The sequence below is a fragment of the Nostoc sp. genome (genome assembly GCF_036917155.1).
Taxonomy (GTDB): domain Bacteria; phylum Cyanobacteriota; class Cyanobacteriia; order Cyanobacteriales; family Nostocaceae; genus Nostoc.
Genome location: NZ_JBALDZ010000226.1, coordinates 1 through 20,206 on the forward strand (window position 1 = coordinate 1; position 20,206 = coordinate 20,206).

Below are 20,206 nucleotides of genomic sequence, written 5' to 3' on the forward strand. Positions count from 1 at the left end.
ATCAAACCCTGATTTCTTCGTTGAAACAGAATCTGCAAGGAATGGTCTCAAAGCCTTGTAAATATTGGCTTGTGAGTTTTCGGATGGGTCTAATGTGCGGCAGAATTTTATCTCAGTCTAGGGAGAAATGAATTTGCGTCGCTATATATGACAAAGGCACACTATGCTTATCGTCGTTGGGGAGCGAGTGCTAAATTTAAGGATTTGGAATTAAAATATCCAGAATTAATTACTAAGGTTTCCACTCAATCTCAAGTAGGATTTACAAGTAATACGATTACTACTTCCACTGCTAGTGAAAAATCAAGTGGGCTAGATTTAATCACAGTTATTAAAGCATCACAAGCTTTGTCAGAAGTAATTTTATTGGAAAACTTACTAGAAAAATTAATGACAATTGTGATTGAGAATGCTGGCGCTCAGACTGGTATTTTGCTTCTAGATAAAGCAGGAAAGTTATTTATTGAAGCTAAAGCAACTGTAGATAAAGATGATTTAATTGTTGGTCAATCAATTCCAGTAGAAAATAGTCAGCAATTACCTAATTCTGTGATTAATTATGTTACAAGGACTAAAAAAGATGTAGTTTTATCTGATGCCAGCCATGAAGGAAATTTTACAATAGATCCGTATATTATTGGTCATAAAATTAAATCACTTACATGTATTTCTATCGTTAATCAAGGCAAATTAGTTGGATTACTTTATTTAGAAAATAATTTAACAGTGGGAGCATTTACTTCCGATAGAATACAAGTATTAAAGATGCTATCTTCACAAGCAGCTATCTCCTTAGAAAATGCCCAATTCTACGCTAACTTAGAAGAGAAGATACAAGAAAGAACTAGGGAATTAAATGAAAATAATGTGCGATTAAAGCATACACTGCGGGAATTAAAACTAACTCAAAGCCAGCTTATTCAAACCGAAAAAATGTCAAGTTTGGGGCAAATGATTGCTGGTATTGCTCATGAAATTAATAATCCTGTAAGTTTTATTCATGGTAACTTAGCTCACATTGATAATTACACACAAGATTTACTTAGCTTAATTGATATTTATCAAAATATCTATCCCGACTTAGCACCAGAAATTGAAGAGTTTTTAGAGAATATTGATGTTGATTTTATTAAAGAAGATATGCCTAAAACTTTATCTTCTATGAAAATTGGCACACAACGCATTCGAGAAATTGTGCTAACATTGCGTAATTTTTCTCGGTTAGATGAGGCTGATATGAAACCGGTGAATATTCATGAGGGAATTGAGAGTACCTTACTAATTTTGCAAAGCCGTCTCCAAGTTAAACCAGGTAAGCCTGCAATTGAGATTATCAAAAATTACGGTGATTTGCCAAAAATTGAATGTTATGCTGGGCAGCTAAATCAGGTATTTATGAATATTCTGAATAATGCGATTGATGCTTTAGAAAAGTCAAATCAGGAAATAAAAGCAGAGGATATTAAGAGTAATTCTAGCGCGATCGCAATTCGTACCCAAGCAGTCAACGCTGATTTAGTCGTCATTTCCATTAAGGATAATGGGGTAGGGATGAGTGATAGTGTCAGAGAAAGAATATTTGATCCTTTTTTCACTACTAAACCTGTGGGACAAGGTACTGGCTTAGGATTATCAATCACCTATCAAATCGTAGTAGACAAACATCACGGTACAATAGAGTGCATTTCTGAACCTGGACAGGGCGCAGAGTTTATTATTCAAATTCCCTGTTGGCAAAAGCGGGTAATCTAGTCTTGTACCAGGCGACTAGTACAAGAAGGCAAAAGTAAAAAGGCAAAAGTAAAAAGAAAGAATGCTTATTTTGTAAGCTTTCTGGCTATTTTAAATGGGTGGTTTATTTACGCCGTGTTGTACTAAGCTGTCGCGGCTACACAGGCAAAACCCGCCTGTGCGGGTTAGAAACGTTAATTTTCGGTCAGTCTGCGTCAGAAAACAATTTACCAACTTGCGCCAAATCTACATTTCCACCGCTGATGATGACACCAATTTTCGCCTCTGGTGCTGTCACCACACCTTCGAGTAAGGCGGCGGTGGCGAGGACTCCAGTCGGTTCAACGACAATTTTCAGACGTTCCCACAAGAAAAACATGGTGTGAAGAATCGCTTCTTCTGATACCGTCACCATATCATCGACATAATGCAGCACTAGGGGGAAAGTAATTTGACCAAGGCTAGGAGTCCGCGCACCATCGGCGATGGTATTGGGATTTTTGACAGTTTGTAGGGTTTTGGTGTGAAAGGATCTAGTAGCATCGTCGGCAAGGGCTGGTTCTACACCGATTACTTTACAATTGGGTAAAAGTGCTTTGGCTGCGATCGCACTTCCTGAAAGTAATCCGCCACCACCACAACAAACTAATAGTAAGTCCAACTCACCAACTTCTTGGATCAGTTCTAAAGCAGCTGTACCTTGTCCGGCGATAATGTGCGGATGATCGTAAGGGGGAATCAGTGTCAAAGAGCCATTGCGTGCTAGATTTTGGGCTAATTCTTCTCGGTTTGTTTCTTGGCGATTGTACAAAATTACCTCTGCACCATAACCACAAGTGGCAGTTTGTTTGACAGTGGGTGCATCATCGGGCATGACAATGGTGGTGGGAATATTTAGTAATTGTCCAGCTAAAGCGATCGCTTGGCCATGATTTCCTGATGAATAGGTGATAACGCCTGTTTGTTTTTGTGCTATTGATAGTTGGGCTAGGGCATTGTATGCACCTCTAAATTTAAATGATCCAGTGCGTTGAAAGTTTTCGCACTTAAAAAACACCTGGCTATGGGTGCGATCGTTAACGATTCTAGAAGTCAGTACCGGTGTGCGGTGGGCAATCCCCAAAATTCGCTCTTGTGCTGCTTGCACGTCAGTTATAGTAGCAAAATTATGCTGTGGCATTGACGACGATATTAAATATTTTTGCTCTTGTTGATATGGATACAGATTTTTATATTTGCGCTGAATATGCTTGATCGAAGCATATTCAATTTTAGGTGGATAGCATCATTTATTGTCCTCATAAAACTAGTTGCAGCAAACATTATATATTGCTGTAGCTAGTTTTATAAAGCTTAAATTAATTATCACCTTACTCATTTTGGCAACATGAATAAAACATCCGAAATTCGGCAAAAAAAAACTGCTCTAATTACCGGAGCGGCTAGTGGAATAGGTTATCAATTAACCCAGATTTTTGCTCGTCATAGTTATAATCTTGTGTTAGTGGATAAGAATGAACAAAAACTTAATGAAATTATAGATGAATTTCCCCAAAAGTTTGGCATTTTTGTCAAACTTTTCGCCAAGGATTTATCTATACCAACATCCCCAGAAGAAATTTTTACAGAACTACAGCAAGCATCCATCAAGATTGATGTGCTAGTTAACAATGCTGGCTTTGGTACTTATGGAGCATTTACCGAAACAGACCTCAACACTGAACTGAAAATGCTACAGGTAAATATCGTCAGCCTCACTCATTTAACTAAGTTATTCCTGAAGGATATGGTCGAGCAAAACTATGGAAAAATATTAAATGTGGCCTCTGCGGCTGCTTTTCAACCAGGGCCTCTCATGGCAGTTTATTTCGCTACAAAAGCCTATGTCTTATCATTTTCAGAAGCGATCGCTAATGAATTAGAGGGCACTGGTGTCAGCGTGACTGTTCTTTGTCCAGGGCCAACAGCATCGGAATTCCAACACACTGCTGCAATGGAAAATTCCAAGATCGCTAACGTTAAGAGAATGATGGATACAGCAACCGTCGCGAAAATTGGTTATCAAAGCTTAATGACAAATAAAACCGTTGTCGTTCCTGGTATGAGAAATAAGATATTGAGTGAAAGTGTCAGATTTACACCCAGAAATTTAGTGACAAAGGTTGTTAGAAGTATGCACGAACTTAAAAAAAATCGGTAGTTCCATCGGGAGCATCGGCGCAGCAAGTCTCTTAATCCTAGCGCTCCGGGACTGGGGACTGGGAAAATTGTTCGGGGATTCAGACGACTACCCAAGTTTTGTTCGCGCAGCGTTCGCACGAGAAGAAAACTCTTCCTAGTCCCCAGTCCCTAATCCCCAGTCCCTTTTTAAACCGTTTTTATACGTAGAGGAATATATTCTCTACGTATTTTTTATGAAAAAAAGATTTATCCCAATGTATATTTCCGCATTTTTTTGGGAATCCTAAATTTAGGAAGCATTATAAACCTCAAAGGATGACTTCCTGAAATATCACGTAACTTTTAGAGGATAATTATGTCTCAACGCAAATTGCCCAAAGGCCGTAGTGTTAGTTCAGTTGCTCTAGAACCAGAAGTTGCGATCGCAGTTATTGGACTTTTTTCCGCAGCTGCCGATGGTGAAGGTATTTCTTCAACCGAAGAATATGCTTTAAGTGAATTTCTCAGTCGGGTTGGCTTATTTGATGATTATTCTGACGACGACTTTGAAGAATTGACCGAAAAAGTCGTCAGCTTGATTGAAGAAGAAGATCCAGAAGATTTAATCGCCCAATCCATCGAATCCTTGCCAAATAAAGGTTATCGCGAAGCTGCATACATCACCGCTATCTTAGTGGTAGGGATTGATGAAGAAGTACCCGAAAGTGAACAAGATTATATCTCTGAGCTTCAGGAAGCATTAAAAATTTCAGACGAACGCGCACAAGAACTTATAGACGGAGTATTCGGGGAAGACGAAGACGAAGATGAAGATGAAGATGAAGATGAATAAGAGTATTAATTTACTCCCGTCGAACTAAGGTATTATCATCAAGTAGTTTTAATAACTATCTGATGACTAGGAACATTTCTCTTAGCTTGATGCTGCTGTTTCTGGGTACTCAAATCGGTGTTACCCAGCCAGCAGCTAAAGCACAAACCCCAGTTGCACCAGCAACTACCACAAAATCAATTTGCTCTACCCAATTGGGAACAGCGATAGATGCTGTAATCAATCGTCCCTTATTTAGTCGGGTGCGTTGGGGAATTTTGGTACAACCCCTGTCAACCGAACAAACTCTTTACAGTCGAGATGCTCAGAAATATTTTACTCCCGCGTCTAATCTCAAATTGCTGACAACAGCAGCGGCATTGCAGGAATTAGGTGCTAATTTTCGGATTCGCACCTCTATTTATCAGAATGGTAATGGTGTTTTAAGTGTTGTCGGTAGGGGAGATCCTAGCTTAAGTGATACTCAACTAAAAGCATTAGCACAGCAGCTAAAACAGAAAGGTATTACCCAAATTCAGCGGTTGATAGCTGATGATAGTTATATTCAAGGGGATATTGTTAACCCCACCTGGCAATGGGAAGATGTGCAGTCAGACTATGGCACACCAGTCAGCAGCTTTATTCTCAATCAAAATATTTTTAGTTTAAAACTTGTACCACAGGCTGTAGGTAAACCTTTGCAAGTCGTGTGGATTGATCCTGGCGAAGCGAAACAATGGCGGATAATTAATCAGTCAGTAACCGCTGCCCAAAATCAACCAAGCTACGTTAATGTTACCCGCGAATTATCAGGAACAACATTACGAATTCAAGGACAACTGACAACGAATTCTGAACCATCTTTAGTAGATTTGCCTGTAGTTGATCCTAATTATTACTTCTTACGGCGCTTCCGTAGTGCTTTGGCAGCAGAAAAAATTACTTTGGGACAAACATTAGTAGTTAGTGGTGGTGTTCATCAAGAGGAAATAGCATTCGTAGAGTCGCCACCTTTATCTGAATTATTAATGGAAACTCTTCAAAATAGTAATAATCTTTATGCTGAAGCACTGCTGAGAGCGTTAGCTGTGAAAAAATCCAGAGTGAAAAATCAGACTAGCGCTGATGTCGGTTTGGAGGTTGTCAAAGCCAGTTTAACTAAATTGGGAGTTGATCCAGCAAATTATATTTTAGTGGATGGTTCGGGTTTATCACGTCGCGACTTAGTGACACCAGAAGCTTTTGTACAAATTTTGCGGGCGATCGCAAAAACACCGGCAGCATATATTATATATCGCGCATCTTTACCCTTAGCAGGTAAAAGTGGAACTCTGAAGGGTCGCTTTCAAGATACACCTGCTGAGGGTATTGTGCAAGCAAAAACAGGTACGTTAAATGGTGTAGTTTCTCTATCTGGATATATAAATGCACCAAAGTATGAGCCGCTGGTTTTTAGTATTATCGTGAATCAGTCGGATCAGTCTGCAACAGTTGTACGCCAGGCAATTGATGAAGTTGTTGTGTTGTTAACGCAATTGCATCATTGTTAATATGATACTTTTCACTCTTAAATTTTTTCATGCCAGCCAAAATTTTACCACCGCCCTTGAAACCTGGAGACTTACTACGAGTAATTGCCCCTAGTGGTGCTTTGCGAGAATTTGAGGCATTTGAACGGAGTCTAGAAATTTGGCGATCGCGCGGTTATCAATTAGAAATCAGTCTTCAGATAGATGACAAATGGGGTTATCTAGCGGGAACAGATGAAACCCGTCGTCACCAGCTAGCGGCAGCATGGCAAGATCCTGATTGTCGTGGTATCCTTTGTGCCAGAGGCGGTTTTGGTAGCACCCGCATTTTAGAAAATTGGAATTGGTCAACCTCAGGGCTTCCCAAATGGCTCATAGGCTTTTCTGATATCACAGCTTTATTATGGAGCCTTTATATAGCAGGTATTTCCGGTGTTCACGGCCCGGTAATGACAACTTTGCCAGATGAACCAAATTGTTCAATTGAGCGATTATTTGATTGGGTAGAAAGTAGTTCTTTCACCCCTCTTAAAGGTTGCGGCTGGGGTGGTGGCGTAGTTAATGGCACTTTATTACCAGGTAATCTCACAGTGGCTACTCACCTTTTGGGTACACCAATCCTGCCAAATCTAGATGGTGTAATTCTGGCGTTGGAAGATGTTACAGAAGCACCTTATCGCATCGATAGGATGCTGACACAGTGGCGCTTGAGTGGTGCTTTATCTAAAGTCTGCGGTATTGCTTTGGGTGGTTTTACTCGCTGTGAAGCGCCACCAACTATATCTAGTTTTAGTGTAGAAGAAGTATTGCGCGATCGCTTAGGTGATTTGGGGATTCCCATTGTCTCCGATTTACCTTTTGGCCATGATAGTCCCAATGCAGCCTTACCGGTGGGTGTAGAGGTAACTTTAGATGGAGATGCGGGAATATTAGCGATCGCGCATCCACATTAAGTTAAAATCAGATCCGCTGAATTAAAAAAAATTACTATATCAAAAGTTCCTTTTGGTAGCATTTCTATATAAAAAACTATAGATAGTGTAAAGTATTACATGTTTGAACGCTTGTATGATTATTCAAGGAAAACGTGATTGATGGATAAAAACTTAATAATTGATGTCGGCGTTCACACAGGTGAAGATACAGAGTTTTACTTAAAAAAAGGCTTTCGGGTTGTTGGTATTGAGGCTCATCCTAAGCTTTACGAAGCTACAAAAAAGCGACTAAATTTATATATAGAAAAGGGTCAACTTACCCTCCTAAATCTTGCTATATCAGCGAAAGATGAGCCAGTCAAGTTTTACGCCAACTTGGAGAGAAGCTTTTGGGGTACAATTTCACCAGATTGGGCTATTCGGAACAAAAGCTCTTTTGATGCGCCTTCTATTGAGATAACTGTAGAAGGGCGCAGATTTGAAAGAATTTTGGAGGAGTTTGGCATTCCCTACTATCTCAAAGTAGATATTGAAGGTGCTGATTTATTATGCATACAGGCATTACGGCAGTTTAATACTAAACCACAGTTCTTATCTATAGAATCAACCAAGACTTCTTGGAAAGAACTGCTGGAAGAATTTGCGCTGTTAACAGAACTTGGTTATCACAAATTCAAAGCCATCAATCAAGGGCACGTACCTAAACAAGTCTGCCCTTCACCAGCACGAGAAGGTCAATATATTCCACATCAGTTTGAATATGGTGCTAGCGGACTTTTTGGTGAAGAAACCCCAGGTAATTGGCTTTCTGAGAGTGAAGCAATCAAAGTCTACAAAGGCATTTTTTGGACTTATAAAATAATTGGAGTGAATGGGATTATTTACCGGTTTCCCATAGGGAAAATGTTCCTAGACAAGCTTAAAATCCAGGAACCTTGGTACGATACTCATGTTAGTCTTTGAACACAGTATTTTATCCTGACAGTTAGTAACTTTATGGACAAATATCCTCAAGCAACTTTTCCCGGTGTTACCCGGAATGGATAAACTGCAATACCCTCTATCCCTAGACTGCATATCGCTGGGACTACCTTTCTTGTGATGTTCAAGCTGGCGTTAATATCTGCATGGAGAAGCTTGCCATCGCTGGATTTGTACCAAGCCCTTTTTATTCGCTTGCCACTGAAAGTATGTTTTTCACCTTTTTTGTAAACAGGGATTGGGTCTAAATCAAGATCAGAATTCAGGAGTCAGAATCAAGACGCTCGATAGCGACGCGCAAAGCGAACACTTGAGCATCTGACTCGCTAACGCTGCGTATCCGCCAGTCATACAGAATACCCAACTGAATTCTGACTCCTGACTCCTGAATTCTGTTTGATAAATTAGACATCTCCAGAAATTAAATATACGTTATCCAGAATCCTTGTAGAGACGTAGCAGTGCTACGTCTCTACATTCATTTTCGGAGATGTCTATTAGACTTTTCAAACAACCTCTTAAACTCAATCCCATTTCCGGTAGCAACGAGCGGTACAGTAATAAGGGTGAAAAACTTCTAAGAATTTGCTCTGAATCGTCCTGTAGAAAGTCTCTACTACTTGAGGATCATCAATGTGAAAAGGGTAATCTTGATTAAAGCCTTTAAAGAAATACCAGTTCAAGATTGTTTTACCAGTAGGTGTCAGCGCTTGATGAAACTTTAGTAACTGTTGGGTGGGGTCTGACAAATGTTCTAAAACATCAAAAGAAATGATAGTATCAAAAGTCTCATTTTCAGGCATTTCCAAGTAAAAACTCATTTTGTGGCTCAAACCCATCTGTTCAGCTCGATAACGCACAAAATCATAATGAATAGGATTAAGATCGCAATAGATTACTTGCTCAACCTGTGGACAAAGGGCAGCATTAAGTGCATGAGTGCCAATCCCACCACCAAAATCTAACACCCGACCTTGAGCATGATCTACAATCAAATGTAACGTGTTTTCAATATTTTGACTTTGTTCTAGATGCCAAGCTCCCAACTCAAATAAATAAACCTCTCCCACTTGTTCGCGATAAAAGTCTGTTGCTTTTTCCCAATCAAAATCTTTATGGCCTAACTCGGCCATTTCTTCTTGTCCTGTCGCTAACTTTTTTTCTAGTGTTTCTGAATCTAAATGCAAAAATTCCTGTAGATGCTGTTTTAAGTTAAATGAATTTTGCCAATAATCGCTTAAAAAAGCTGGAGCGGGATGCTTAACCATGAATTTAATTAACTATTATCATTAACTCAATATTCTATATCTTAAACTGAATAAACCTTTTCTACTTACTTTTTTTCAACAATCTAAATTTTAATAACTGATGCAATTTGGAAACAACAATTCTCCCATAAAACTTATAATTAGGTGATTTATTAAAGGCAATTGCCCCTACTACAACATAGCATGAAGAGTGCTGAGTGTGGTAAATAAACTGCCTGTTATCGATCCACGAAACGCTTACCCCGCATTTCTCACAAGTTTGAAATGCAGATGGGCGGAGGGGAAAGAACAAGGCACATTGAACTCTCCTCTGCTCCCCTGCACAAGCACAGGCTTTGAGCATTGGTGAGAAATCCAGGTTACGCTGTATTCATTTTGGATTTTGAATTCCGCCTTGCGGTACTAGTCAGGGTAAGCGCATCTAATTTTGTAGCCCTTAATACAGACAAAAAGCTTGAAAGTCTATCTAAATATCAATTTTTCGTTCAAAATAGGACGAATTGTCGTAAATGATTGAAAAAACATGGGTCAAATAGCTTTTTATGTTTTCAGACACATAAATACGAAAATGTCAATCCCACCCCTTGGCTCAGTGTAGTAATTTTGAACTTATTTGTGCTTTGGGTGAACCCCAAAACTACCGTGTCAATAGGGTTTGAGATGCGCTTACCCTGCGGTACTAGTGGGCTTTGCGAGAATTAGAAGCATTTACAGGGTAGAAATAGAGGCGATCGCATGGTTATAATTGTATTCGGTCATAACCCACGATTTGCGATCAAAAGTTGAGCTATTTCTGTATCACCACTAAATAATCACGTCCCAGATAAAAGTTGTTTCCATCTGGTATAGACTCTTTAATCACAGTCATCTGTGCTTTTTCTATGAGCCACTTAATTGCTTCTGGTGAAGTTGGATAATACAATTGTTCACTATCTGCTTTGCTGCAAAATCTTGTCCAACCATTTGGTGTGGTTATACTGCTGGTATGAATAAAAGCTCTCCCACCCTCTTTGAGTATTTTATAAATACTGTTTAAATATTTCCAAATTGTTGGTAAATCAAAATGTACAAAAACATCGAAAGAATATATGAAATCAAATCTTTCACTCAATCCAGCTTCAAATTCAGAGTTTTGCATTAAATGAAACTCTACCTGAGGATAGTGTCCAATCCTTTCTTTAGCCTTATCTAGCATTGCTGGTGCTACATCAAAACAGTATAGTTTTTCGACATTTTCAACTACTTTAGCTGCAATTCTAGCACCACCAACACCTATCTCTGCAACTGTGCTGTTTTTAGTTAGAAATGGGAAAAGATATTCACTAAGAATTTCTTCCACATCTTCTGCTGTCCCCCATTCATCACCTAAATAACTTATGGAAGAATCTTTTTCAGGCTGTGAAATTTGATCGTTAGGAATTTGAAAATTATATTTACTCCACTGTTTAGCATACTAGTTCCAGAAGTTTCTATTAATTTCCAAATTTGATGGCTGCATTGATAAATACTGTAGATGGATAACAGGCAGTAATAGTAGCACAGTTGAGAGAGCTAGAGCAAATTTCAATCTTAGCGATAGGTTGTCAAATGCGATTAATCGGCCGGTAAGCACTTGTAATTGTGTAGACATGCCCACTAATCTAGGCTATAGTCCCGAAAGGAAAAGTAAGGGAAATGCCATCTTTAGGACAATAATGTTTAAGTAGTGTTTTATAAAGTCTGCAAAATTGCCTGAGGGAGTCAAGCAGTATAGTGTAAATCACGGTAAAATTTACTTACCTTTACTGTACAGCAAGTATTGTGCGATGCCTTCTCTACGAGACGCTCCGCGAATGGCGGGTGTAGCTATCCCTTAGTGAATAAATCACAAATAGCATCATTATTTGGTTGTGATGCTCGACTGTCAGTGTGAACAATTTTCAACTAGTTACAAATTGAACATCTAACTCTTATGAGTCCCATTATCTTTGACTTCAGTGCCGAAATTTCAGTTATACTTTGTACCTACAACCGAGAAAAATATTTGAATATTTGCATCAATAGTGTCCTTGAGCAAACTTTTAAAGATTGGGAACTGTTGGTAGTTGATGATGGTAGCCAAGATAATACTTTTGAAATTGTCAATCCCTATGTGCAAAAATTTAATAATATACGTTATTTAAAACACAAAAATAAAAAATTAGGGTACTCTAAAAATGCCGGAGTTCAAGCATCTTTTGGCAAATACATTACATTTATTGACAGCGATGATACATATAGACCCAATCATCTAGAGTCGCGACTTAAATACATGCAAGCTAATCCAGGAATTGACTTGATAGAAGGAGGATTTTTTTCTGAAGAAGAGATTTTTGTCGCCGATTATTTTCAACCAGGTCAAATAATTAATTTACGCGAATGTGTTTTAGGCCCGACATTTTTTGGTAAGAGGCGAGTATTTTTTGAATTGCAGGGATTTAATAATATTCCCTATGGAGAAGATACAGACTTTTGGAAACGAGCAGACAAAATTTTCAAAACTCAAAAAGTTACAGAACCGCAAACCTACGTTTATACAAGAGCAGAAACGAGCATTACCAAGGATGTTTTGGAACAGCGCTCATTAACTTAAAAACTTGAATTCGGTTTATCGAACAGAATTGAGGAGTCAGAATGGGCTAAACGCCCCGCTATCCATGTACAGAATGAATTCTGTAAGACTAGCGGATAGCGAGTATTTTTAAGTCGCGTCTTGATTCTGACCGGAGCTAACGGAAACGTCTCCGGCTCCGCTACTGAATTCTTCTTCGACTCTATCCACTCAGTATAACGCTACCTGCAACTATGCATATTTGTCATATAGTTTTGAATAACATTGGTGGAGCACCAAAAGTTGCTGATTCGCTAATTTCTTCTCAGTCTAAAGCTGGCTACGAAGTCTCTACTGTGGTGCTTACTGTTTTAGAGTCACAATGGATAGTATCTTTTAAAGCTGCCAAAACTGTGATTGTGATGAAAGTTGCAGGTACTCTATTTATTATTGGGGGGATAATACACCAAATATGGGTAGCAATAAAATTAAGCAGGGTGATTGCTGAACAAAAACCGGATATTATTGTTTGTCATACTGCATTTATTACTAAACTCTTTTATCTATCTAAATTCATTCCTGGCAGTTTCTCTGTTCCCTACATTAGCTATATTCAAAGCGATTATATTTCTGAATCACAGGTTGAACGTAAAACAAACCCCATTAGCGCATTGATTCAAAACTTATTTATCAGTCTTGCTAGCAGAATCGATATGCTTGCGCTTCAGCAAGCTAGTGGATTAATATTTGTTTGCAATTCTCTCTATCAAAGATTCGCAAATATTGGGTTAAAGCATCATCGAATTGTGATATCCTATAATCCAGCTATAGATGATATTAGTAACCAACCTCTTCATCCTACAGCCAAATCTTGGTTTAACAATTCACAGTTGATTACCTTTGTATGTGCTGCTAGATTTCACCATCAAAAAGACCATAAAACCTTACTCAAAGCATTTGCTAAAATTAGTGAAAATCACTTAAATATTCGGCTAATTTTGTTAGGGGAAGGTGATTTAGAGACAGAGATACAAGCTCTAGCAAAGTTTTTAGATATTGATGAAATTGTGCTGTTTGCCGGTTCTGTTCTCAATCCTAGAGCTTATTTCTCACTGTCTAGAGCAGTTATACTTGCTTCCCATTTTGAAGGCTTACCACTGGTTCTTGTAGAAGCTGTAGCTAGTGAGGTAACATTTATTGCCACTGATTGCCCAGTTGGTCCACGTGAGATTTCTGAAGTACTTAAATGTGGGACAATAATACCACCAAATAATGTAGAAGCATTAGCAGCAGCCATTATTGACCATGTAAAAACTCCTCATGAAAAGATTGAACGCTCTGAGCAAATTGCACAATTATTTAGTGAGGCTAGTTGTGCTGAAAGATTAGAAGTTTTGATAGAACAAGTTATTTCAGAATGAGTATAAATTGAATAATATGCTATTTGACCTAATTTTATATCTAAAGACTTTGTATGAATACTAATTTTTTAGCTCCCAAAATTAGAGATTTTTGGTATTCGTTGAGAAATTCGGCTCGGCAGTTTTTTATTTTAGGAATCATTCTAAGTTTGTGTCTGATATTTTTATCTAGTTGTCAGGGGATAAGACAAAAGGAAGATGGGGTAATTCATCTGACACTATGGCAAGCTATTAATCCCCCTGCAAATCGAGATATTTTTCAAAAACTAGTAGATAAATTTAATCAGACTCATCCTAATATTCAGGTGCAATCTATCTTTGAGAGTGAACCTCAATTACCAAAAATATTGACCTCAGTGGTTGCCAATGTGCCACCAGATATGCTGGCATTCCATCCTGAATATACAGGTCAATTTGTGGAATTAGGGGCAATTCGACCTTTAGAAGATTGGTTAGACAAATCGCCTCTCAAGTCAGACATTAGACCTAATCTGTTGGAAGAAATGCAGCTAGATGGTCACATTTGGTCAGTGCCAATGCACACCAGTAATATTGGGATTTTTTATCGCCCTAAACTTTTTGAAGCTGCGGGAATTACAGAATTACCCAAGACTTGGGATGAATTGAGACAAGTTGCCAAAAAATTAACTATAGACCGCAATGGCGATCGCCGCCCGGAACAGTATGGCATGTTACTGCCTTTAGGAAAAGGAGGATGGACTGTATTTAGTTGGTTCCCGTTTTTACTTGGTGCTGAGGGAGAGATTGTAATCAATAATCGCCCCAATTTAACGAATGCGGGTGCGATCGCGGCCTTAAAATTTTGGCAAGACCTCATGAAAGATGGTTCAGTATTGCTTTCTGCCCCAGAACGAGGTTATGAAGAAGACGCTTTTATTGCGGGTCGTGTTGCGATGCAAATAACAGGCCCTTGGACTTTAATTATGAAATCTGAGGTCGATCATCAGGTATTACCCATACCAGCAAGTGTCAGACCTGCTACAGTCACAGGTACCGGAAATTTATTTGTGATGAAGACCACACCAGCAAGAGAGCAAGCAGCACTCAAATTTTTAGAGTATGTTTTGAGCGAGGAATTCCAAACCGAATGGTGTATAGGGACGGGTTTTTTGCCAGTTACCCTCACATCGGCTCAAAGCAAAGCTTATCAGCAATTCATCACCGAAAAACCAATGTTAAAAGTGTTTTTTGACCAACTACCTGTGGCACGTTCTCAACCGATTATTGCTGGATATAGCCGTATTTCTGACAGTCTTGGTCGAGCGATAGAAGCGACATTGCTAGGAGAGTCTGCTGAAAAAGCCCTCAAAATAGCACAAGAGCGTTTAGAACTGATTTGGGATGACAAATGAATCAATTCAAAATTCAAAATGACGCTCTCTACGAGACGCTAAAAGCGAACGCAGACTCGCTCTAAGCGAAGCCATGCCGAAGGCTTTACGCTACGCTAACAAAATTCAAAATTAAATTCAGATAGACACTTGGGGTGGGGTTTCTACCTACCTTGGTAAACAAGGATTCTTTCGCTCACGGCGAGGTTTTGAACCTTCACTTTTTTCAAAAATGAGACTAGGCATTGGGGAACTGGTGGTATCCTCTGGGGTGAAGTGGCTTGAGTACATAATTAACTACTGGCATTGGTAAGAATTCCTACAAGCACTCGCACTAATTCTTCCAAACCTTCTGGAACGCGATAAAGTTTGATATCTTGCATGACCAGTTTATCTTGCCGATAAAATATCCCAAATCGCCAATCTTCTCCATTTGTTACAGCACCATACAAAGTTGGTGTTTGAGAATCTGTCCATTGGTCGAGTGCTATTAATTCAATTGCAAGTTGAGTAAACCCCCGGCTTAAATCGGATTGCTTGGCTTCAACTACTAACAGTGAATTGGAAGATGAAATATAGTAATCAAAACTTCCTCTGAGTTGTTCGCTAACATTAATGGGGTACTCAATGTTAAGTTGAGTTTGCGTTTGGTCGCAAATTTCCAACAAAATAGGAGCAATTAAAACTTCACGTTTTGCAGCTTCACTGATAGGATTTACGCGCATAATATTGCGCCGTAAGTAACGCTGCAAAAATTCTAAGTAGTTAATTGTACCTGAATATTGTGGTAGTTGTAGCGATGTACGTTCGTAACTACATCCCAGTTCCGCCAAGATATCTGCTGGGGCATAGGGTAATTCAAAATACTTACTAAATGTATAACTTTGACCGGGTTGAAGAATGCGCGGGCGGGTCATAAACATTAAGATTATGGAATATATGGATAAAAGTCACGAATAAACTCCAGGTTTGGGATGTAAATTTCTTTTCAATGTACACAAACCAATTGCTGGTATGGCTCCGAGAATCGCTGCGGTCAGTCCTTGTCCACTCCAATATAGTATGGGAGTACGGTAGGTTTCTGGAATCAAATTTTGCACAATAAAAAGCAACCAAACCAAAATAGTAATCAAGAAGAAAGAGATTGAGGGTAAAAAATTCCACCACCAAATGTCTGCTGTGTATCGCCTCAATACCAGCCATTGGCAAATTCCTAGCCAAATACCAGAAATAATATAAGCGATCGCAGACAAAAATCCAAAAATCAAAGTATCTTCAGGAGATGATGAGGCAATTGTTGAAATGTAGTTAATCCAGGCTGTAGAAACGCCATTGGCAATCAGCCAACCGACGCTAGTAGCAAATAGCCACTGCCAACCCGGTAAATATCGGTAAAGGACAAGACTCTGGTCAGCGGCGAAAATCACTGCAAATACGACATTACTGAGACTTCTGACCAAAATGCTCCATGTTTGTGGTTGGGTAGCAATGTTAGATGAGACACTGTGGAGAATAATTTTCTCTAAAGCGATACTAGCAACGCCACCCACAACCCATCCGATGAGAGTCATTAAGGTAAACTGAATAAAGAACCTCTGTCGCTGCGATCGCGGAATCAAATACTTTCCTGGATTAGGCTCGTTACTAGCAGATGCAAGATGGTCGGGACTGTTAGAGTCAGTTTGCATAGGGAGTTAGGGGAGTAGGGAATGGGGGATGAGGGGGATAAGGGAGATGAGGAAGATGAGGGAGTAGGGGAAGAAGAGCTATTGATATTAACCAATTCCAATTCCCAATTCCCAACCCTCAGTTCAATATTGATTCTTGTTTTACCCTATTTCTCAATCACCAGTCCCTATTCTTCACTCCCTACTTGCCCAAGGTGAGCATATTATGTCAATAATCACAGTTTATTCTCAATAGAGTCTTAACTAATCTCATTAAGCTATGCTTATTGCTAAAGATTTAGGGTTAGCTCATCCTAGATATCGCTTTGAGTCTTGGAAACTAAACCAAACCAGAAATGGTGATTTTTTTGGTTCTTAACCTTGGTGGTGAGCAAGAGTAATTTATATACGTTTGTCCTGTCAGCTATAACTGCACAAGAACCTTCACATAATCTTTAAAGGTATTTTAGTATATACACCGTATCTTTTGCGAGTGATAAAAATCAAAATAGGATTACAAAGCATCAAGATGAACTTACATCTTTGAGCTTATTATGCCCAACAACAGTCATAGATGAAGACATAACAATCTTTGTTTTTTCTAGGTTGTTGGAGTAATGAAACCAGGTTTTCATAACTAGGTTTAAAGAAAAGTTCAGTCTTAACTATCTTTGTGTTCTTCAATGTTTATTACTAGAATGCTGAAAAAACTCTCCTTGGCTTTACTTGGAACAACTGCTGTAGTAATAAGTGCAAATCCAGCTAGCGCTGTGACGATGCAAGTCAACAGTGGCCAGTTTTCTAGCTACGCTGATGCCCAAACTATCACCTTTGATAATGGCACAGCAAATGATCCCAATGGATTTGCGACTTACTCTAATATTACTAATAACATCGTTCAAGGTAGTGTATCTGGCCAATACGCCTCACCTTATGGAGATAATACTGACTTTCTAGCAATTTCTCCAGTAGGTAGTAATGTTGCAGGCGACACTGGTTTTGTCAATATTGACTTCAAACAAGCTGTTAATTACTTCGGTTTTTATGCAGGTTCATTGGATAGTTACAACTATATTGACATTTACAATGGGAATCAGTTGTTAAAGACTTTTAGTGGTTCAGACGTGCCAACTGCTACAGCAGATGGTAACCAGACTAGCCTTCAATCTAATCTCTTTATCAATCTTGTAGCTGATACAGGAGAAACATTTAACCGAGTTGTGCTGCGCTCAGATGGTGTTGCCTTTGAAACAGATAATCACGCCTATGTACTAGCCAGCGTTCCTGAATCTAATCCGATGTTAGGTGTGTTAGCAATAGGTGCTTGTGGTATGATGTCACTCTTCAAACGCTCACAACAGAAAGTGACAGTGAAAGGATAAATTTGCATACCTGTTGAAAAGTCTTAAGGATGTGTCTCTACTCTTGGCGTAGGGACACATTTGTTATTTATTCCCTGTTACTCACCTTTTCCTGAAAACCTGCTGGAAAAGCGTAATCCCAGAATGATAAGCTAAACAGTGGCATAAATAGGATGAAGTAATAAATGGGTGTTTATTCAACGACTCCTCATCTCTTACGGGCTGCTCGTGGTGAAGTAGTAGATCGTCCCCCTGTATGGATGATGCGACAAGCGGGACGATATATGAAAGCATATCGAGACTTAAGAGATCAGTATCCTTCGTTTCGCGATCGCTCGGAAATTCCAGATGTAGCAATTGAAGTTTCCTTGCAACCGTGGAGAGCTTTCCAACCAGATGGAGTAATTTTATTTTCTGATATTGTCACCCCATTACCTGGTTTGGGCATTGACATGGATATTGCGGAAGGTAAAGGGCCAATCATTCATTCACCCCTCCGCACTCAAGAACAAATTGATAATTTGCATCCCTTAGAACCAGAAGCAGCGCTACCATTCATCAAAACGATTTTGCAGGCACTGCGTTCGGAAGTAGGCGATAAGTCAACGGTGTTGGGCTTTGTGGGTGCGCCGTGGACGTTAGCAGCTTATGCGGTAGAAGGAAAAGGTTCTAAAACCTACTCCATCATCAAAAATCTGGCATTCTCAGATCCGACGATATTGCATCAACTGTTAGCTAAATTAGCAGATGCGATCGCCATCTATGCCCGCTACCAAATTGACTCTGGCGCTCAAGTTATCCAAATGTTCGATTCTTGGGCGGGTCAATTGAGTCCTCAAGATTATGATACCTTTGCTCTCCCCTATCAGCAGAGAGTTTTCCAGCAAGTCAAGCAAACCCATCCCGAAACACCTTTGATTTTGCTAGTTAGCGGTAGTGCGGGTGTGTTGGAAAGAATGGCACAATCTGGCGCTGATATTGTCAGTGTAGACTGGGCAGTAGATATGGCAGACGCACGAGCCAGATTGGGTAAGCAAGTCAAAGTTCAAGGAAATCTTGACCCAGGTGTGCTATTCGGCTCTAAACAGTTTATCCGCGATCGCATCCTCGATACCGTTCGCAAAGCTGGCAATTGGGGTCATATTCTCAATCTCGGTCACGGTGTCCTCCCAGAAACTCCCGAAGAAAATGTCGCTTTCTTCTTTGAAACCGCAAAGGAACTTAACCTTGCAGGAGTTAAGAATTAGGAGTTAGGAGTTATAAGTTATGAGTTAGAAGTTATAAACTGCTAATTTATCAGTCGCGAGGTGCAGAGTTATTTTTTTATTCTTAACTCCTCACTCCTAACTCCTAACTTTATTCAGAACTCCTGATTTGGAACTTTTAACTTTATTCTTTACTCTTTAGTTTTAACTCCTAAATTTTGAAAAATTCTCTATGAGCCAGAAACGGATTTTAGTAACTGGTGCAAGTGGTTGTGTAGGTCATTATTTAACAGAAGCCTTGATTAAGGAAACAGATCACGAATTGTATCTACTAGTTAGGAACCCAAGCAAACTGCAAGTTGATACCAATGCACGTTCAGGTATTAACGTTTTGCAAGGTGATATGCAGAATATTCGCCAGTTTGCCGATTTGCTATCCACAATTGATACGGCGGTACTCACAGCCACAGCTTGGGGTGGTGATGAGACATTTGATATTAATGTCGTCAAGACTATAGAGTTGCTCGAACTACTAGATCCAGAACGTTGCCAGCAGGTAATTTATTTTTCGACAGCTAGCGTTTTGGATCGGTATAATCAACCATTGAAAGAAGCCGGGGAAATTGGGACAGATTATATCCGTTCTAAATATGAGTGCTTACAGAAAAAAGAAAAATTAGCGATCGCACCTAAAATTACCACAGTATTTCCCACTTTAGTAGTAGGCGGTGACGCCAATAAACCCTATTCTGCTGTCACATCTGGCATTCCAGAAGTGACAAAATATATTAATTTGATTCGCTTTTTGGAAGCAGATGGCAGTTTTCACTTTATCCACGGACGAGATATTGTCACTGTCGTGCGATATTTAATCGATCATCCTCCCGAAAACCATCAACCACGTCGGCTTGTTTTAGGTCAAGCACCGTTAACAGCTAATCAAGCAATAAAAGAAGTTTGCGCTTATTTGGGGAAAAAGATTTACTTTCGCATTCCCATATCTATAGCATTGGCTAATTTGATTATTGTTCTGTTCCGCATTCAGATGGCCGCTTGGGATCGGTTTTGCATGAACTATCGGCATTTTACTTATGAAAAATTCATCAATCCCGATAGTTTCGGCTTGCCAAATTACTGTGCAACCATGAGTGATGTTTTAAAAATTAGTGGTATAAAACGGGCTAAAAATTAGATG

General features: G+C 39.3%; 17 protein-coding genes and 1 pseudogene. 12 read left to right on the forward strand and 6 right to left on the reverse strand.

From position 1 onward, the window contains the following. Positions 1-93: 93 nt before the first annotated feature. Positions 94-1,752, forward strand: a pseudogene (locus V7K67_RS30220) (GAF domain-containing sensor histidine kinase); the annotation flags it as partial. 184 nt (positions 1,753-1,936) lie between these two features. Here V7K67_RS30220 and V7K67_RS30225 read toward each other — a convergent pair. Beyond that, entirely contained in the window at positions 1,937-2,911 is a 975-nt protein-coding gene (locus V7K67_RS30225) for a threo-3-hydroxy-L-aspartate ammonia-lyase (RefSeq protein WP_335169676.1), read from the reverse strand. A 207-nt stretch (positions 2,912-3,118) separates the two neighbouring features. Between V7K67_RS30225 and V7K67_RS30230 the strand changes: the two genes are divergently transcribed. The 5 genes from V7K67_RS30230 to V7K67_RS30250 all read left to right on the forward strand — a co-directional run bounded on the left by V7K67_RS30230 (position 3,119) and on the right by V7K67_RS30250 (position 8,150). After that, complete coding sequence (locus tag V7K67_RS30230; RefSeq protein ID WP_334731009.1) at positions 3,119-3,931, forward strand: SDR family NAD(P)-dependent oxidoreductase; 813 nt, start codon at positions 3,119-3,121, stop codon at positions 3,929-3,931. A gap of 336 nt (positions 3,932-4,267) precedes the next feature. Further along, complete coding sequence (locus tag V7K67_RS30235; RefSeq protein ID WP_335169679.1) at positions 4,268-4,744, forward strand: tellurite resistance TerB family protein; 477 nt, start codon at positions 4,268-4,270, stop codon at positions 4,742-4,744. Between the two features lie 62 nt (positions 4,745-4,806). Continuing rightward, positions 4,807-6,273, forward strand: a complete 1,467-nt coding sequence (gene dacB, locus V7K67_RS30240) for a D-alanyl-D-alanine carboxypeptidase/D-alanyl-D-alanine endopeptidase (RefSeq protein WP_334731008.1) — start codon at positions 4,807-4,809, stop codon at positions 6,271-6,273. A 29-nt stretch (positions 6,274-6,302) separates the two neighbouring features. After that, entirely contained in the window at positions 6,303-7,205 is a 903-nt protein-coding gene (locus V7K67_RS30245; protein ID WP_334731007.1) for a S66 peptidase family protein, read from the forward strand. 141 nt (positions 7,206-7,346) lie between these two features. Further along, positions 7,347-8,150 carry an FkbM family methyltransferase gene (locus V7K67_RS30250; protein ID WP_334731006.1) on the forward strand — a complete coding sequence of 268 codons (804 nt, stop codon included), beginning with the start codon at positions 7,347-7,349 and terminating at the stop codon, positions 8,148-8,150. A gap of 280 nt (positions 8,151-8,430) precedes the next feature. On the opposite strand, the gene V7K67_RS30260 is transcribed toward V7K67_RS30250, so the two are convergent. The 3 genes from V7K67_RS30260 to V7K67_RS30270 form a co-directional block, all read right to left on the reverse strand. Continuing rightward, positions 8,431-8,580 carry a hypothetical protein gene (locus V7K67_RS30260; RefSeq protein ID WP_334731005.1) on the reverse strand — a complete coding sequence of 50 codons (150 nt, stop codon included), beginning with the start codon at positions 8,578-8,580 and terminating at the stop codon, positions 8,431-8,433. A gap of 112 nt (positions 8,581-8,692) precedes the next feature. Beyond that, positions 8,693-9,436 carry a class I SAM-dependent methyltransferase gene (locus V7K67_RS30265; RefSeq protein WP_335169682.1) on the reverse strand — a complete coding sequence of 248 codons (744 nt, stop codon included), beginning with the start codon at positions 9,434-9,436 and terminating at the stop codon, positions 8,693-8,695. Between the two features lie 787 nt (positions 9,437-10,223). Further along, positions 10,224-10,775: a class I SAM-dependent methyltransferase gene (locus V7K67_RS30270; RefSeq protein WP_335169684.1), complete on the reverse strand. Its 552-nt coding sequence runs from the start codon at positions 10,773-10,775 to the stop codon at positions 10,224-10,226. A 612-nt stretch (positions 10,776-11,387) separates the two neighbouring features. Between V7K67_RS30270 and V7K67_RS30275 the strand changes: the two genes are divergently transcribed. The 3 genes from V7K67_RS30275 (at position 11,388) to V7K67_RS30285 (ending at position 14,799) form a co-directional block, all read left to right on the forward strand. Continuing rightward, a complete protein-coding gene (locus V7K67_RS30275) occupies positions 11,388-12,047 on the forward strand; it encodes a glycosyltransferase family 2 protein (RefSeq protein ID WP_334731001.1) in 660 nt (219 codons plus the stop codon). 233 nt (positions 12,048-12,280) lie between these two features. Further along, entirely contained in the window at positions 12,281-13,426 is a 1,146-nt protein-coding gene (locus V7K67_RS30280) for a glycosyltransferase (protein WP_334731000.1), read from the forward strand. 53 nt (positions 13,427-13,479) lie between these two features. After that, complete coding sequence (locus tag V7K67_RS30285; protein ID WP_334730999.1) at positions 13,480-14,799, forward strand: ABC transporter substrate-binding protein; 1,320 nt, start codon at positions 13,480-13,482, stop codon at positions 14,797-14,799. 272 nt (positions 14,800-15,071) lie between these two features. Here V7K67_RS30285 and V7K67_RS30290 read toward each other — a convergent pair whose 3' ends face one another. Further along, entirely contained in the window at positions 15,072-15,695 is a 624-nt protein-coding gene (locus V7K67_RS30290; protein ID WP_334730998.1) for a hypothetical protein, read from the reverse strand. 33 nt (positions 15,696-15,728) lie between these two features. Continuing rightward, positions 15,729-16,466 (reverse strand): hypothetical protein, encoded by a 738-nt coding sequence (locus tag V7K67_RS30295; RefSeq protein ID WP_334730997.1) that lies wholly within the window; start codon positions 16,464-16,466, stop codon positions 15,729-15,731. 662 nt (positions 16,467-17,128) lie between these two features. Between V7K67_RS30295 and V7K67_RS30300 the strand changes: the two genes are divergently transcribed. The 3 genes from V7K67_RS30300 (at position 17,129) to V7K67_RS30310 (ending at position 20,203) form a co-directional block, all read left to right on the forward strand. Further along, entirely contained in the window at positions 17,129-17,827 is a 699-nt protein-coding gene (locus tag V7K67_RS30300; protein ID WP_334730996.1) for an Npun_F0296 family exosortase-dependent surface protein, read from the forward strand. A 164-nt stretch (positions 17,828-17,991) separates the two neighbouring features. Then, the gene (gene hemE / locus V7K67_RS30305; RefSeq protein WP_334730995.1) at positions 17,992-19,053 is read left to right on the forward strand and encodes a uroporphyrinogen decarboxylase; all 1,062 of its coding nucleotides are present in this window, start codon (positions 17,992-17,994) and stop codon (positions 19,051-19,053) included. A 190-nt stretch (positions 19,054-19,243) separates the two neighbouring features. Beyond that, on the forward strand, positions 19,244-20,203 hold the full coding sequence (locus tag V7K67_RS30310; RefSeq protein WP_334730994.1) for an NAD-dependent epimerase/dehydratase family protein: 960 nt from the start codon (positions 19,244-19,246) through the stop codon (positions 20,201-20,203). The last annotated feature ends 3 nt before the right edge of the window (positions 20,204-20,206 follow it).